Source organism: Flavobacterium sp. W21_SRS_FM3, from assembly GCF_052113625.1.
Lineage (GTDB): Bacteria > Bacteroidota > Bacteroidia > Flavobacteriales > Flavobacteriaceae > Flavobacterium.
In genome coordinates, this window is the sequence record NZ_JBGQOD010000006.1 from 41,897 (window position 1) to 55,692 (window position 13,796).

Below are 13,796 nucleotides of genomic sequence, written 5' to 3' on the forward strand. Positions count from 1 at the left end.
AAAATTAATAATCATTCAGTTTGTACTTTCACTGTAAGCAGAATAATATTTATGCCCTATTACTACGCACTTTACGAATAATGATTCCCCTACTCCCTAAATATACAAACGTCATCAATAGTAAAAAACCTACTATAAAAAGCAGTGACAAACTTTCTTTTGTAGCCATATATATCACAATGACATTGATTCCCAACTGAAGTAACGCATAAAAAAATGCGACAGCAACATGAGAATATCCCATTTCATTGGCCAGATACTGATACAAATGAGAACGATGAGGCTCAAATATATTTTCTTTCTTAAGCAACCTATTTACTATAGTAATGACAGCATCAGTCCCGTAAACACTAAAGAACAAAATGTATCCTAATTGACCCGAATCTGTAATTGTCTTTATCATAAAATAACCCAAAAAAAGTGCCATACTAATACTTCCCACATCACCAGCAAAGGTTTTTGCTTTTTTTCGAACATTGAATATTCCGAAAACTACACAAGACAACCCCATTGTGATAAGAAGTGGTAAGCTTTCTTCGTTTATTGGTAAGTAAGCAAAACTTATAATTGTAGTTAGTGCATACAATACCGTTATTCCGTTAATACCATCCATAAAATTAAAGGCATTTATCCAGCCTATCATTAAAACAAATACTATTGGAAGTAACCATATTGATTCATAAAACAAACCTAAATCAAAAAAAACTAAACTAACTGCAATTACGTGAGTAACAAAACGCGGTAATTGTGATAATGGTTTGATATCATCTATAAAACTAACCAAAGCTACTAACGTCACTGCTACAGTTAGTTTCCAGCTAGTATACCCCAAAGCAAAAGCTATGATCGCTGCTATTGGAAAAATAATACCCCCACCGCGCAATGTTATTGCCGTATGAGACGATCTACTATTGGGTTTATCAATAATATTAAAGTGATTTGCTATTTTAAAATAAATCAATTCAACAGCTATAAGCAACACTAATAATGCAATGTATTCCATTTTATGTACTGTTGTTCTACCATATAAGTAAAACAGTTAAAACTTAGTTTAAAATTTTTGCTTAATCAGACCCAGTAAGTATTCACCATAACCAGATTTTTTCAAAGGCTCAGCTAAATCTCTTAACTGTTGTTCTGTTATGAAACCTTGTCTCCAAGCAATTTCTTCTATGCAACCTACTTTTAATCCTTGACGTTCTTCTAATACTTGAACAAACTGTCCTGCTTGCATCAAACTGTTAAATGTTCCTGTATCTAACCAAGCGGTACCTCTACTTAATATACCTACTTTAAGTTTTCCTTGTTCCAAATATACTTTGTTCACATCGGTGATTTCATATTCACCACGCGGACTTGGCTTGATATTTTTAGCGATTTCAACTACTGAATTATCATAAAAATACAATCCAGGAACTGCATAATTTGATTTTGGTTCTAATGGTTTTTCTTCGATAGAGAGTGCTTTGAACTCTTTGTCAAACTCTACCACACCATAACGTTCTGGATCTGATACATGATAAGCAAATACAACGCCACCTTGCGGTTTTGTATTATAACGAAGCAACTCTTGCATATTAGAACCAAAGAAAATATTGTCGCCTAAAACTAAAGCTACATCATCATTACCTATAAATTCTTCTCCAATAACGAAGGCTTGTGCGAGACCATTAGGCAAAGCTTGCTCTGCATAGCTAAATCTACAACCTACCGCTGATCCGTCGCCTAATAATTTTTTAAAATTAGGTAAATCGTGCGGTGTTGAAATTATTAAAACTTCGTTTATTCCTGCCATCATCAAAGTAGATAACGGATAATAAATCATGGGTTTATCATAAACTGGCATCATTTGCTTACTCATGGCTAATGTCAACGGATGCAATCGTGTTCCTGAACCTCCTGCTAATATAATTCCTTTCATATTTTATTTTGTTATTAGTAATTCGAAGAGCGTGATCCGAATTACATTCTTATTTATTATTCACATATCTGATAAGACCAAAAAGCATCTTTTTGATTTTTTCAATTTGACTTAAGTAGCTTTCAACGGAATTTGTAAACTGTAATCGATTGGCTAAAATTAATTGTGTTTCTAATTCAGATAATGAGCCCATCGCAATATATAAGAATGGTATAAATTCTTTGTCCCCTTTTCTGCCTGCTCCTTCAGCAATATTACTCGGAACAGAAACTACTGCTCTCTTAATTTGACTTGATAGTCCGTATTTTTCTTCTGATGGAAAGTTTTTTGTTAACGCATAAATATCTTCTACGAGTACCATCGATTGTTCCATACATCTAAATCTTTATGATCTTTCATATTCTTAAATGATTTTAATCCAATTATTTACTCCTCCATTGATGACTATTTTTATTATTACGTCAATTGTATTAGTTTAAATTGAAAACCTAGTAAGGAATTACTATCAACTCATCAATTTACGAATTACAAATCACGAATTACTCATATTGTTTTTCATAATAAGTCGCGTATTCTCCAGAAGTGATATTATTCAACCAAGTTTGATTTTCTAAATACCAATTCACCGTTTTTTCTAATCCTTGCTCAAAAGTAACCGACGGTTTCCAACCTAATTCTTTATTGATTTTATTAGCGTCAATAGCATATCGTAAATCATGTCCTGGACGGTCTTTTACATAAGAAATCAATTGCTCTGATGTACCTGCTTCACGACCTAATTTCTCATCCATGATTTTGCAAAGTAATTTCACCAAATCAATATTTTGCCATTCATTAAAACCTCCAATATTGTAGGTATCGTGATTTACTCCTTCATGAAAAACCAAATCTATTGCAACTGCATGATCTTCTACAAACAGCCAGTCACGGGTATACTTTCCATCGCCATAAACAGGTAAAGGTTTATTTTGAATAATATTATTAATGAACAATGGAATCAATTTTTCTGGAAAATGAAAGGGGCCATAGTTATTAGAGCAATTGGTTAAAACATAAGGCAAATCATAAGTCTCCCCATACGCACGTACAAAATGATCTGAACTAGCTTTGGATGCCGAATAAGGTGAATTAGGATCATAAGCTGTCGTTTCAGTAAATAAGCCTTCAGGTCCTAAACTTCCGTAAACCTCATCTGTACTAATATGGTAAAAACGCTTTCCTTCCATATCATCTTTCCAGATCGTTTTGGCAGCATTCAATAAATTCATCGTACCGATGACATTTGTTTTCACAAATGATAATGGATCTGTAATGGAACGATCTACATGAGATTCTGCGGCCAAGTGCAATACACCATCAAACTGATGCTCTGCAAACAAGGCATCAATAAAAGCTGCATCAACGATATCTCCTTTTACAAAAGTATAATTTGGCTCGTTTTCAATATCTGTAATGTTTTCTAAATTCCCTGCATACGTCAATGCATCCAAATTGAATATTTGGTATTGCGCATATTTCTTTACAAAAAGACGTACTACGTGCGACCCAATAAAACCGGCACCGCCGGTGATTAATATTTTTTTCATTTTATTTTATATTTTCAATAATCGTCAATATCAGTGATTGAACAACTTTAAACATTAAACTTTAAACATTTTCTCAAACTATCCTTATAATCAGGCACCACTACTCCATAAACAGCTTTTATTTTAGTTTTATCCAATAAAGAAAAAGCAGGACGTTTAGCTGGCGTTGGGTATAATGAAGATGGTATACCTCTTACTTCACAAGTATCACCTGTTATTTCTTGAATAGCCAATACAAATTCATACCAACTAATATCTCCTTCATTAGAATAATTATAAATTCCAGGAATCCATTTACCACTAATCAATATGTCCATCATCGCTTGCGCCAAATCGGCAGCGTAAGTAGGTGACCCTATTTGGTCATTCACCACTCCCAGTGTATCACGCTCACTAAGCAAACGTTGCATCGTTTTTACAAAATTGTTTCCAAAACGACTGTACACCCATGACGTTCTAATAATTAACACATCTGGATTAACAGCCAAAGCGGCTAACTCTCCTGCGCGTTTCGTAGCTCCATATACATTGATCGAATTGGTAATAGCCTCTTCTTTCAAAGCAGTTGACGAAGTTCCATCAAAAACATAATCTGTCGAAATGTGTATCAACTTCACCCCATGCTCTTTTGCATAGGTAGCAACCACTTCAACAGCTAGATGATTCACTAGATCAGCTGATTCCGTTTCCGATTCCGCTTTATCCACAGCAGTATAAGCGCCACAATTCAATAGAATGTTTGGTTGGATAGTTTCTAATTGACTTTTCAATACAGACAAGTTGTCTAATGAAACTTGTGTTCTATCCGCAAAAATCCATTCGTATTGTGAATAATTCTCGGATATTATTTTTAACTCAGAACCTAATTGTCCTGTAGCTCCAGTGACTAAAATTTTTTCCATTTTGTTTTTTTTACACAAAAGCACAAGGATATTATTGCTGCTTTTAATTTACTTTGATTATTCCCCTTACAAAGAAATTAAAGTCTCCATCCAACATACATCTTTAAACCTTAAACTTTTAAAATCTTTTTTTAAAACTCCCAATCGATGTCATTAAAACTTGGCAAAATTACATCTTTCTCAGAAACAATAACTTCACCAGCCTCTACTTTCCAATCAATATTCAATGTAGGATCATCATAACGAATCCCTCTTTCACTGTCTTTATGATACAGTTGATCTACTTTGTACATAACAGAGGCCGTTTTACTCAAAACCGAAAAGCCGTGAGCAAAGCCGTGAGGCACCATCAATTGTTTTTTATTATCAGCACTTAAAACGACACTAAAATGCTGTCCGTAAGTAGGTGAATTTTTACGCAAATCTACCGCCACATCCAGAATTTCACCTTGCAAGACACGAACTAACTTCGCTTGCGCAAAAGGATTGATTTGCAAGTGCAATCCACGAATTACCCCTCGTTTTGAGAAAGACTGATTGTCCTGTATAAACTGATAGTTGATCCCATTTTCATGAAATTTAGCTTGATTATAAGCTTCAAAAAAATAACCCCTTGAGTCTTCAAAAACTGTTGGATTAACTACTACTAAGTCTTCTATAAATGTTTTTTCAATTGTCATTGTTAATTTATTTTAAGCTAATTTATTTAATTTTATATCATTAATTGTCTTGCTATTTATCAATCTTCGCTTTCTATCAAAAAACCAGCCCCACTTATCAAAATAGTAAAAGGCAGAAGTAAAATACATTTTTAAATTGGCAAAAGTTAAAAATGATTTAAACAAATGATCATGATAAACAATTTGATTGGGATAAAATAAAGTTTTAAATCCAGCATCATAACACCTTCTTGTGATATCTAGATCTTCCATATGCATAAAAATGTTTTCGTCAAAGCCATTAATTTTTTTTAACGCCTCAGTTCTAAAAACCATAAAACAACCTGATAGATACGGAACTTCCATTATTGTATCATACCCACTGAATCGCAATTCAAATTTCTCTATTATTTTTCTTTTAATACCCGAAACTGGCAAAAATCTCCTAGCAAAAAAAACAAAAGGACTTGGGATTAATTTCGCTAAATACTGTATATTACCATCAGGATACAATACTTTAGGCATTACTAAACCAATGTTACAGTCATTATCCATAAAGTCAATAATATCCTCTACAACACCTACTGAATAATAAATATCAGGATTCAAAATAAGATGGTACTTTGTTTTCTCTGAGTACTTTCGTATTGCTATATTATGTGTGGAACCATAACCTGGATTGGATGGATTATGAATATATTCGGCTCTAGAATCAATTATAATATCCTTTAACTCATCCGTAGGTGAATTATCTACCAAGACTAGCTTAACATTTAAATCTGTATTGAGAAAACTTCTTATAGCATCCAAAAGTTGCTTTCTGTCGTTTTTATAAATTACTAAACTACAAACTATATCGTACATATGTTAGAGTGTTTTATTAATTAAAAAAAATCTCAAAAAAATATAATAAACTAAAAGGATTCTAAATGACACTTTTTTGAAAAAAGAATATTTACTGATGCCTGAACCGGTATCTGAAACATTTTTAGAGTGCTTCCTATAACTAATAAGCCTCTGCTGATTGAATTTTACAGAAAAATATAATTCCGCATTTATCCCAATCCAACTGTCATGCATAGGAATATGTTTAGGAAAAGGTAGAATCTTATCTTTAAGTTCCTTTCTGAAGGCCATGCAGCACCCAATATAGCTGTTGCTTACTAAATTATTTATAATTCCTTTTTTTGAATTATTAAATTCAAAAAAAGAATTGTGGATTACTGCTTTTGACTCTGAATCAAAAACCGAACAATCCGAGAGAATTAATTGATATCCTTTCTCAAAGTCATTTCTACATTCCGTAACCTTATTTCCTTCCCAAATATCATCTTGATCTGAGAGAAAAATATAATCTCCAGAAGAATTCAATATGGCATTTTCAAAATTTTCAACTAGACCTTGTCCTTTATTTTTGAAAATTTTAATTCTACTATCATTATAATTTTGAATAATATCCACAGTACTATCAGATGAATTATCATCTGATACTATTAATTCATCAACTAAACTTAATTGGCAAAGTATGGAATCTAATTGTTCCTTAATATATTTTTCCCCGTTATATGTTGCTATGCAAACTGAAATCATAATAAATTATTCTAATTTTCTGTTATATCCTACGGTAAAATCCCTATTAATGTAGGAATACATTATAATCATCACAAGCATCCCTGTTGAACTAACTAACAATGGATTGGTTCCGCAAATAAATAAATAAGTCCCAAAAGCAGGAATAATATATTGATTATAAGTATTAATTTTTTTATTAATTAGAAGATTAATCATTGGGTAAATTATCAATATTATAAAAAACAATCCAAAGGGAACCCCAAAATAACGTATTAGCTCAATATAGGTAAGTTCAACTTGTGAAGTAAATCCATTTTTACCTATTGAATAAAATTTACTCCCCAGCCCTTGTCCCCATAATAAATATTGTGGATGCTCTTCAAAATTATCCATCAAAGATACATAGTGACCATATTTAGTCTTTGCTGATGCTTCCTTTTCTTTAAATGATAAACTCAAAGCAAACATTGACATAGCAGTAAGCATTGATATAAAAACAACTAAGGAATAAAAAGCGTTTTTCCTTTCTTTTAAAAAAATATAAATCCAATAAATAATAACACAAATGGCAGAAAGCATGTTTGCCCGCGTACCAGATACTAGTAAACAAGCGAAAAAGATTGATATTAAAATCATCCTTTTCGCTGTAAAACCACGTCTAACAAGCACTGAACAATAATAAGATAAAGGGAAAACAAGTACTGGGCTTGTTTTATAATATACCATAAAAACCTTATATCCATAAAAGTTCCTGCTCGCTATCATTATGGTTTCTGTCTCCATATTAAGATAATTGTATACTTGTCCAAAAAGGGCGGGATTATAAAGCGGAAGATAATATATTACAAATGTAGCTAATGGTATAAAAATTGAATATTTAGTTACATATTTTCCAATATCGATATCCATATCCACTACAATTATCAATAAAAATAAAATAAAAATCGATTTTAAAAATCCAAATGCAAATTCATAGTCGGTATTATCACCCTGACCAACTGCAGTACAAATTCCAAAAATAGTAATGCATATCAATAAAAATATAATTACTATATACTCTTTATAATATTTTATTTTGGATCGTGACCTTAAAATTATCCATCCAAATATTACCAATATAAATAATGGTATTTTTAAATGAAAAATACGATCGGTCGGATCTATTAATAAAATTAATACAAGAAGTGACAATAAAAATTTAACAACCCGAATAATCATATATAGTATTTTAAAGAGTGTCCTAAAAAAAGAACTTTTACACTTAATATCTACTTTTACTCATCTCAAAAAAAACCTAACAAGCTCCAGCCTTATAATTTTAGAAAGTCAAAAAAAGGATCAAAAAATTTATTCTCGACAGGAATAGTAACGCTATTAAACAAACTTTACTTAAAATGCAAAACGCACTATGTAATACAATTACAAATCTTTTTTTTCTAAACTTGTAATATATAAGATATTTAACAAAAATATTCATAAATTTTTTAAAGCATTCGCTTAAGCCATTCGTTTATAGAATACTTAAACAATATCTCATCAGAAGTAGGATTAAATTCAGTTTTAAAAAAATCAGTATCGAAATCCGGATTTTCCCTATCTATTATTAATATATTTTGTGGATCATAAAAATCATAATTTACAATATCGCTATTTGTGGTAATTATTTTCTTTTGCGCTCCCAACAACTCTATAGTTCTCATTGTCAAACCAGTCTGTTGCGGATGAGCTATATCCAGAGTAGCTTTTGACTTCATAATTAAGTCCAAATTCATTTTTGCAGTAATCGATTTAAAGATAAGATACTCTTTACAACCTTTTAATTCTTTACCTACAAGCTTATGTAAAAGATAATTCATGTAGCCGGTATAGAGAATTACTTTAGAGTGCAATCCTTCCCTTTTGCAAAAATTCACAATCTTCTTTGCAAGTTTTAGCCTGTCTGAATGATACCAACCTAAGAAATATAAATCGTACTTTAATTCCTGCTTATCATAAAGCCGGGCATCATATTCTTTCCTGAAAAAAAGTGGATTAAAAATAAATTCTTTATTTTCAAGACAATCTGCCTTGTCAAACGAATAGACATTGTCAAAATTTTTAGCCGTTCTTTTACTTTCCGGAATCCTTACAATAGAATCCCATAGATATAAAACCCATTTACTGTTAGGATTTTTACTTTTGATTTTATCTATAGCACCCTGTGAAAGGCATTCACCTTTTATCACAAAGATAAGATCATAGTTAGATTTACAGGCATTTGCTATATGCATGCTTGTCTTTTCATTATATAATTTTATTTTATTCTTATTATTTCTTCTTAAATAATACCTGTAAGGGATTCCTGCCGGAAATTCGGAAAAATAATCAACATCATAACCTAACGAATTAAATTCGCTGATTATCGCCTGATCATAATCATAAAAACCGATTCCTATAAACAAAGCTTTTTTCCTAACCATTATTTAAATAATCCTTTTTCTTTCATTTCAGCAATACTCGCTTCGTATTTGCTTTCTTTAATTTCTTGTGTAAGTACCCATTTAGTAAATTTCTTAATACCATTTTCAAAATTGTACTTAGGTTCAAATCCAAGCATGGCTTTTATCTTGGTAAGGTCAGCATAGTTATGACGGATGTCACCCAGCCTGTAGTTACCTGAAATAGTAACATTTGTAGTGCCTCCGTAATTCTCTATAAGCTTATCAGCTACTGTGATAACATCGGTCGCTTCACCAGTACCTACGTTAAAAACTTCTCCATTTGCTTCTTCTTTTTCAAGGCCAAGAATTGTAGCGGCAACTACATCATCTATATACACAAAATCACGTGTTTCTTTACCATCCTCAAAAATATTGATATCTTTCCCATTCTTAATAAGTGTTGAGAAAATAGATAGAATTCCTGTGTAAGGATTTGACAATGACTGACCCGGCCCGTAAACATTCTGATATCTGAACGCTACCGGAGCAATACCTATTGTAGGACATACCGTCATGATCATCTGTTCCTGGTTTTGCTTTGTAATACCATATACAGATGAAGGGTGGATTTTAGAATCCTCATCTGTAGCGACTAGCTTAAGTGGTTTAGATGCCCCCTTATATTTTACTTCATAATCTCTGGCAGACATATAATCATCAGTCCTGTGTTTTGGATATACATAGGTATTTAGTTCATCTGACCAATACCTTCCCTCTCCATAAATAGATCTTGAAGATGCAATAACAACTTTTTTAACCGAATGCTCTCCATTTGCAAGAAAGTCTAGCATCAATGCAGTACCACCAATATTAACATCGGTATATTTCTCAATTTCATACATCGACTGTCCTGTGCCAGTTTCCGCAGCAAAATGTACTATAGCATCTTGTCCTGCAATGGCTTGTTCCCAATCTTCTTTTGAAGTTACAGTACCTTTAATAAATTTTACTTTATCTTTTACATTTAAGAATAAAAATGAGTTCTCTTCAGGATTATCACCGTGAATCTGAGCTGATAAATTATCTAAAACAGTTACATTATAGCCTTTTGCAATTAACTGTAAAGACAAATTAGAACCTATAAAACCAGCTCCGCCGGTAATCAGAATATTTTTCATTTAATTTTTATTTATTATTTATTTTAAAAAATCACCTTTGTCGTCCGTTCTCAGCCACTCATTTTTTTCAAATGAATACCTCTTAATAATTTTAGCCGGAGCTCCCGCAACAACACAAAAATCGGGAATAATTCCGGAAATAATACTATTAGCTCCTACCGTACAATGTTTACCTAAAATAGTTCCCGGCAAAATTACAGAATTGTTATAAATTTTGCAGTCATCTCCAATATGAACAGGATTCACTTTTATTTTTTGTCTTTCAATAGGAAGGTTAATATCTTCGTAAGGATGATGAACGTCGGTTATAGTTACATTTGCAGCGATTGCTGTATGTTTACCTATATAAACCCTATCGGCACAAGTTAAGTGTAAGTTTTGCTGTATAGTACAATAATCATCTAATATTATATGTGGTGTAAAGGACACACCTTCATAGGTTGTTATTGCTTCTATCCTTGCATTATAATATATATATGCATGATCATGGATAGAAACAAAAGCACGAGTAATAATTAAAGGCTTTTTAACGACCACTTTTTGCCCTAAATATTTAAATGCACGTTTATTCAAAACATGCCAAGTACGCCTTTGCAGAGATAAACAAATTCTTTTAAGCATATTATAGATTGTTTATAAAATCGTTAAACACTTTTTCATTAAACGGCTCAAACATTGTATATACTTCTGCATCAATAAAACTATTTGCGTCAAACTCAAATATATTTCCAGCATTCTCCACCAAATATACATTAGCATTACCTATAACATCCTGATGTGTCAGGTAATCCTTAATTTTATAAAGATATACTTTAACCTTATAATGAAGCGCTTCGTATACTGCTGTAGACTGTATAGCAAAAATTGCTTTTGAAATGGGAAGTATCTCCCCCATAGATCTCTGCGATGCTATTACTTCGATAGTATCATGCACCTCATATAGTGATGTTATGGCATTAAACTCATCAAACTGGTTAGGATGAAGTTTTATGCATATCTTGCCTTTATAGCCACTCTCCAATAAGCTTTCTACGAATTGCAACAAATCATTACTATAAATATTTGCGAATATGAACGTAATATCGTATTCTTTTGATTCACTCACTGTTCTCTTTGCATAAAAATTATTTCCCATAGGAATGATATTCTTAACTGGAAAGTTTAAATTACTAGTCCAGAAATCTGAAAAAGTGAAAAATGTATCAGGAAGAGTTTCCATCGCTCCCGACTGAATAATGCTTGGGTAAGAATACGCCGGATGTACATATCCTATAAGTCCATGCTGAAGTTCAACAACCTTAATATTAAGTTTATGTGCTGCTTCAAATAAGCCTTTCTGAATACCATTTTGCACTAAAAATATAGCTTTAGGTTTCACCTTGGCAAACAATTTCAGATAATGAGATTTAGAGATTTTATAATTAGTGATTATCCCATTTATATCACTTGTAAGATCAAGATCAACATTAAATTCTTTCTTTAAAATTTCGGCAATCCTATATTTCTCAAATACTTTTTTAGAAAGTTTAGACTTTAATCTCCACTTATAAGAACTCATCAATAAACCAAAATCAAAAATAGAATTATAGTGATTAATAGTATATTTATTGAAACTTTCAATTACAAAAGAGTCACAATGAATAATACTTAAGATATCATCAGATATATAATCTACATCTTTTTTATCAGCATCTTTGTTTCTTGAAGTAGCAAAACAAATATATTTATATTTTCGCGAAGCTTTTAAATTAAAATTTATATATCCCAAAATGTTACCAGACAAAGTAGAAAGCAGAGTCATTTTAGATTTTCTTGCATTTACAGAAGGTAAGAGCTTAGTGCTACAAAATTTAAAATATAATAAATAAAAAACATCATGCCTCACAAGATCCCAATACAATATTCCTTCACCGTCTTTTTCAGAAAAAAAACTATTTTCTATTTCAATTTTTTGAAATTTATCAGTAAACTCGATTATATTCATTAAAAAAATCTTAGATGAAAATTAGAATTTTTTATAATTAATGACTTTAGCTTTTGGCAAAGCAGAACTGTTAAAACTATAAGAATATCAATTGATACAACTATTTTAAAATTCATAAGTGCAATATATTGTATTTATATTAACGGCTTGGATTTATCAATTTAGTCTTTAACTGGTTAACATTTATGTAAAACCATTTGGCTGTAATTATGGCAAATACGATAAATAATACTAGTTTTAACAATATATTAGAAATTATACCCTTTAAAGGAATTAGTATATCGTATAGGTAGGGAATTAAAGCTACTAATATGATTAATATAACCTGAGGAAAAATAAATCTCTTTTCTATCTTTAAACTAAATTGGCATATCACATTCACCGTTAAAAAAGAGGAAATTGACGCAATAATTGCTCCATAATAGCCGAAAACGGGAATAAGTATTAGGTTAATAACAATCGAAATTATACCTGATAGAATAGTAGTATAAGAAACAATTTTTTGTTTGTTTTCTGTTATTAAAAGCATATCTAAATATATATTAATACCTGATATTGCCACTGAAGTCACTAATAACGGAACGATTTTATGGCCTACCAGAAAGTTTTTTGATGCCGCTATCATAAATATTTCTTTACTAAAAATAGAGACTCCAAAAGCCCCCACAATAATAACTGAGAGATAACTTTTATACAATAAAGAATTTACAGCAATAAAATTGGAACCTGCATATTCTTTAAACAAAATAGGTTCAATAGTTTTATAAAAAGCTTGAATTATTATATTTAAAACTAAAGCAAGTGTAAATGCAACAGAATAAATCCCCAATGCATCTAAAGAAATATACCTCTCTAAAATAATTCTATCACTTAACGAAATTAGTATATAAGACACACTTCCTGGGAGAAGTGGCACGCAAAACTTTAGTGCCTTTTTTAATATAGAATAATCAATTTTAAAATATCCGTTTTTGTTAATATAATAGAGGTAAATAAAAACATATGGGATATTCACATATAACCTACCATAGTAACTTCCTTCCAAACCCCATTTAAAATAAACAACAAAAATTAAAACAAATAAATATTGTAATAATGTTCTAGATAAACTGACAGCTAAAAAGCCTTTTACATCTTGATTAACTCTATAGAGGGCTAAAGGGATAATACCCATAACATCAAAAAAGTTATTTAATATAGCTAAAATAAAAAACGGATAAAAAGGAACATTAATATCAAAAGCCTTTATTAATGTAGGAAAAAAAAGTAGCTGTAAAACTAATAGCAATATATTAAACAACAAAACGGTGCAAAAAATCGTACCCACTAATTTTTTTCGATTTTTTACACCTTCCTCCTTGTAAAATTGACTTAACAAATAAGTATTTAGAGACAAAGATGCTAATACAGATACGAACATCATTACTGAAGTAGTGTAACTGTTTATGCCATATTCTTCTGTTGTAAGATAAACTGTCAGAACTGGTAGTAAAATAAAAGATAAAATTCTGGGAATAATTTCACCAATAGAATACAGGATAGTACTAGATAAAAAACTTTTATTATTGAACATA

The 13,796-nt window shown here is 31.0% G+C and carries 14 protein-coding genes; all 14 read right to left on the bottom strand.

The window, feature by feature from the left end; genetic code table 11:
• Nucleotides 1-49: 49 nt before the first annotated feature.
• Nucleotides 50-1,003: a UDP-GlcNAc--UDP-phosphate GlcNAc-1-phosphate transferase gene (locus tag ACEN2K_RS10395; protein ID WP_441759271.1), complete on the bottom strand. Its 954-nt coding sequence runs from the start codon at nt 1,001-1,003 to the stop codon at nt 50-52.
• A 48-nt stretch (nt 1,004-1,051) separates the two neighbouring features.
• The gene (gene rfbA, locus ACEN2K_RS10400) at nt 1,052-1,921 is read right to left on the bottom strand and encodes a glucose-1-phosphate thymidylyltransferase RfbA (RefSeq protein WP_441759272.1); all 870 of its coding nucleotides are present in this window, start codon (nt 1,919-1,921) and stop codon (nt 1,052-1,054) included.
• 49 nt (nt 1,922-1,970) lie between these two features.
• Nucleotides 1,971-2,294 carry a four helix bundle protein gene (locus tag ACEN2K_RS10405; protein WP_441759273.1) on the bottom strand — a complete coding sequence of 108 codons (324 nt, stop codon included), beginning with the start codon at nt 2,292-2,294 and terminating at the stop codon, nt 1,971-1,973.
• Nucleotides 2,295-2,460: 166 nt separating this feature from the next.
• Nucleotides 2,461-3,507: a dTDP-glucose 4,6-dehydratase gene (gene rfbB, locus ACEN2K_RS10410; protein WP_441759274.1), complete on the bottom strand. Its 1,047-nt coding sequence runs from the start codon at nt 3,505-3,507 to the stop codon at nt 2,461-2,463.
• A gap of 47 nt (nt 3,508-3,554) precedes the next feature.
• On the bottom strand, nt 3,555-4,409 hold the full coding sequence (rfbD, locus tag ACEN2K_RS10415) for a dTDP-4-dehydrorhamnose reductase (RefSeq protein WP_441759275.1): 855 nt from the start codon (nt 4,407-4,409) through the stop codon (nt 3,555-3,557).
• Between the two features lie 131 nt (nt 4,410-4,540).
• Complete coding sequence (rfbC, locus tag ACEN2K_RS10420) at nt 4,541-5,089, bottom strand: dTDP-4-dehydrorhamnose 3,5-epimerase (RefSeq protein WP_441759276.1); 549 nt, start codon at nt 5,087-5,089, stop codon at nt 4,541-4,543.
• 12 nt (nt 5,090-5,101) lie between these two features.
• Complete coding sequence (locus ACEN2K_RS10425; protein ID WP_441759277.1) at nt 5,102-5,932, bottom strand: glycosyltransferase family 2 protein; 831 nt, start codon at nt 5,930-5,932, stop codon at nt 5,102-5,104.
• Nucleotides 5,933-5,935: 3 nt separating this feature from the next.
• Nucleotides 5,936-6,658 carry a glycosyltransferase family 2 protein gene (locus tag ACEN2K_RS10430; RefSeq protein ID WP_441759278.1) on the bottom strand — a complete coding sequence of 241 codons (723 nt, stop codon included), beginning with the start codon at nt 6,656-6,658 and terminating at the stop codon, nt 5,936-5,938.
• Between the two features lie 6 nt (nt 6,659-6,664).
• Nucleotides 6,665-7,858 (bottom strand): hypothetical protein, encoded by a 1,194-nt coding sequence (locus ACEN2K_RS10435; protein WP_441759279.1) that lies wholly within the window; start codon nt 7,856-7,858, stop codon nt 6,665-6,667.
• A 266-nt stretch (nt 7,859-8,124) separates the two neighbouring features.
• On the bottom strand, nt 8,125-9,099 hold the full coding sequence (locus tag ACEN2K_RS10440; RefSeq protein ID WP_441759280.1) for a hypothetical protein: 975 nt from the start codon (nt 9,097-9,099) through the stop codon (nt 8,125-8,127).
• On the bottom strand, nt 9,099-10,238 hold the full coding sequence (locus tag ACEN2K_RS10445) for an NAD-dependent epimerase/dehydratase family protein (protein ID WP_441759281.1): 1,140 nt from the start codon (nt 10,236-10,238) through the stop codon (nt 9,099-9,101). The genes ACEN2K_RS10440 and ACEN2K_RS10445 overlap by 1 nt, the downstream gene beginning before the upstream one ends.
• Before the next feature lie 18 nt (nt 10,239-10,256).
• Complete coding sequence (locus tag ACEN2K_RS10450; RefSeq protein WP_441759282.1) at nt 10,257-10,859, bottom strand: acyltransferase; 603 nt, start codon at nt 10,857-10,859, stop codon at nt 10,257-10,259.
• Between the two features lies 1 nt (nt 10,860).
• Entirely contained in the window at nt 10,861-12,222 is a 1,362-nt protein-coding gene (locus ACEN2K_RS10455; RefSeq protein WP_441759283.1) for a hypothetical protein, read from the bottom strand.
• A gap of 139 nt (nt 12,223-12,361) precedes the next feature.
• The gene (locus ACEN2K_RS10460; protein ID WP_441759284.1) at nt 12,362-13,795 is read right to left on the bottom strand and encodes a lipopolysaccharide biosynthesis protein; all 1,434 of its coding nucleotides are present in this window, start codon (nt 13,793-13,795) and stop codon (nt 12,362-12,364) included.
• Nucleotide 13,796 lies beyond the last annotated feature (1 nt).

What these genes read in the sequence shown, in the direction of transcription:
- ACEN2K_RS10425 (WP_441759277.1), bottom strand. Translation starts at nt 5,932, where the DNA reads ATGTACGATATAGTTTGTAGTTTAGTAATTTATAAAAACGACAGAAAG.
- ACEN2K_RS10430 (WP_441759278.1), bottom strand. Translation starts at nt 6,658, where the DNA reads ATGATTTCAGTTTGCATAGCAACATATAACGGGGAAAAATATATTAAG.
- ACEN2K_RS10455 (WP_441759283.1), bottom strand. Translation starts at nt 12,222, where the DNA reads ATGAATATAATCGAGTTTACTGATAAATTTCAAAAAATTGAAATAGAA.
- rfbA (WP_441759272.1), bottom strand. Translation starts at nt 1,921, where the DNA reads ATGAAAGGAATTATATTAGCAGGAGGTTCAGGAACACGATTGCATCCG.
- rfbB (WP_441759274.1), bottom strand. Translation starts at nt 3,507, where the DNA reads ATGAAAAAAATATTAATCACCGGCGGTGCCGGTTTTATTGGGTCGCAC.
- ACEN2K_RS10450 (WP_441759282.1), bottom strand. Translation starts at nt 10,859, where the DNA reads ATGCTTAAAAGAATTTGTTTATCTCTGCAAAGGCGTACTTGGCATGTT.
- ACEN2K_RS10440 (WP_441759280.1), bottom strand. Translation starts at nt 9,099, where the DNA reads ATGGTTAGGAAAAAAGCTTTGTTTATAGGAATCGGTTTTTATGATTAT.
- ACEN2K_RS10435 (WP_441759279.1), bottom strand. Translation starts at nt 7,858, where the DNA reads ATGATTATTCGGGTTGTTAAATTTTTATTGTCACTTCTTGTATTAATT.
- ACEN2K_RS10405 (WP_441759273.1), bottom strand. Translation starts at nt 2,294, where the DNA reads ATGGAACAATCGATGGTACTCGTAGAAGATATTTATGCGTTAACAAAA.
- ACEN2K_RS10395 (WP_441759271.1), bottom strand. Translation starts at nt 1,003, where the DNA reads ATGGAATACATTGCATTATTAGTGTTGCTTATAGCTGTTGAATTGATT.
- ACEN2K_RS10460 (WP_441759284.1), bottom strand. Translation starts at nt 13,795, where the DNA reads ATGTTCAATAATAAAAGTTTTTTATCTAGTACTATCCTGTATTCTATT.
- ACEN2K_RS10445 (WP_441759281.1), bottom strand. Translation starts at nt 10,238, where the DNA reads ATGAAAAATATTCTGATTACCGGCGGAGCTGGTTTTATAGGTTCTAAT.
- rfbD (WP_441759275.1), bottom strand. Translation starts at nt 4,409, where the DNA reads ATGGAAAAAATTTTAGTCACTGGAGCTACAGGACAATTAGGTTCTGAG.
- rfbC (WP_441759276.1), bottom strand. Translation starts at nt 5,089, where the DNA reads ATGACAATTGAAAAAACATTTATAGAAGACTTAGTAGTAGTTAATCCA.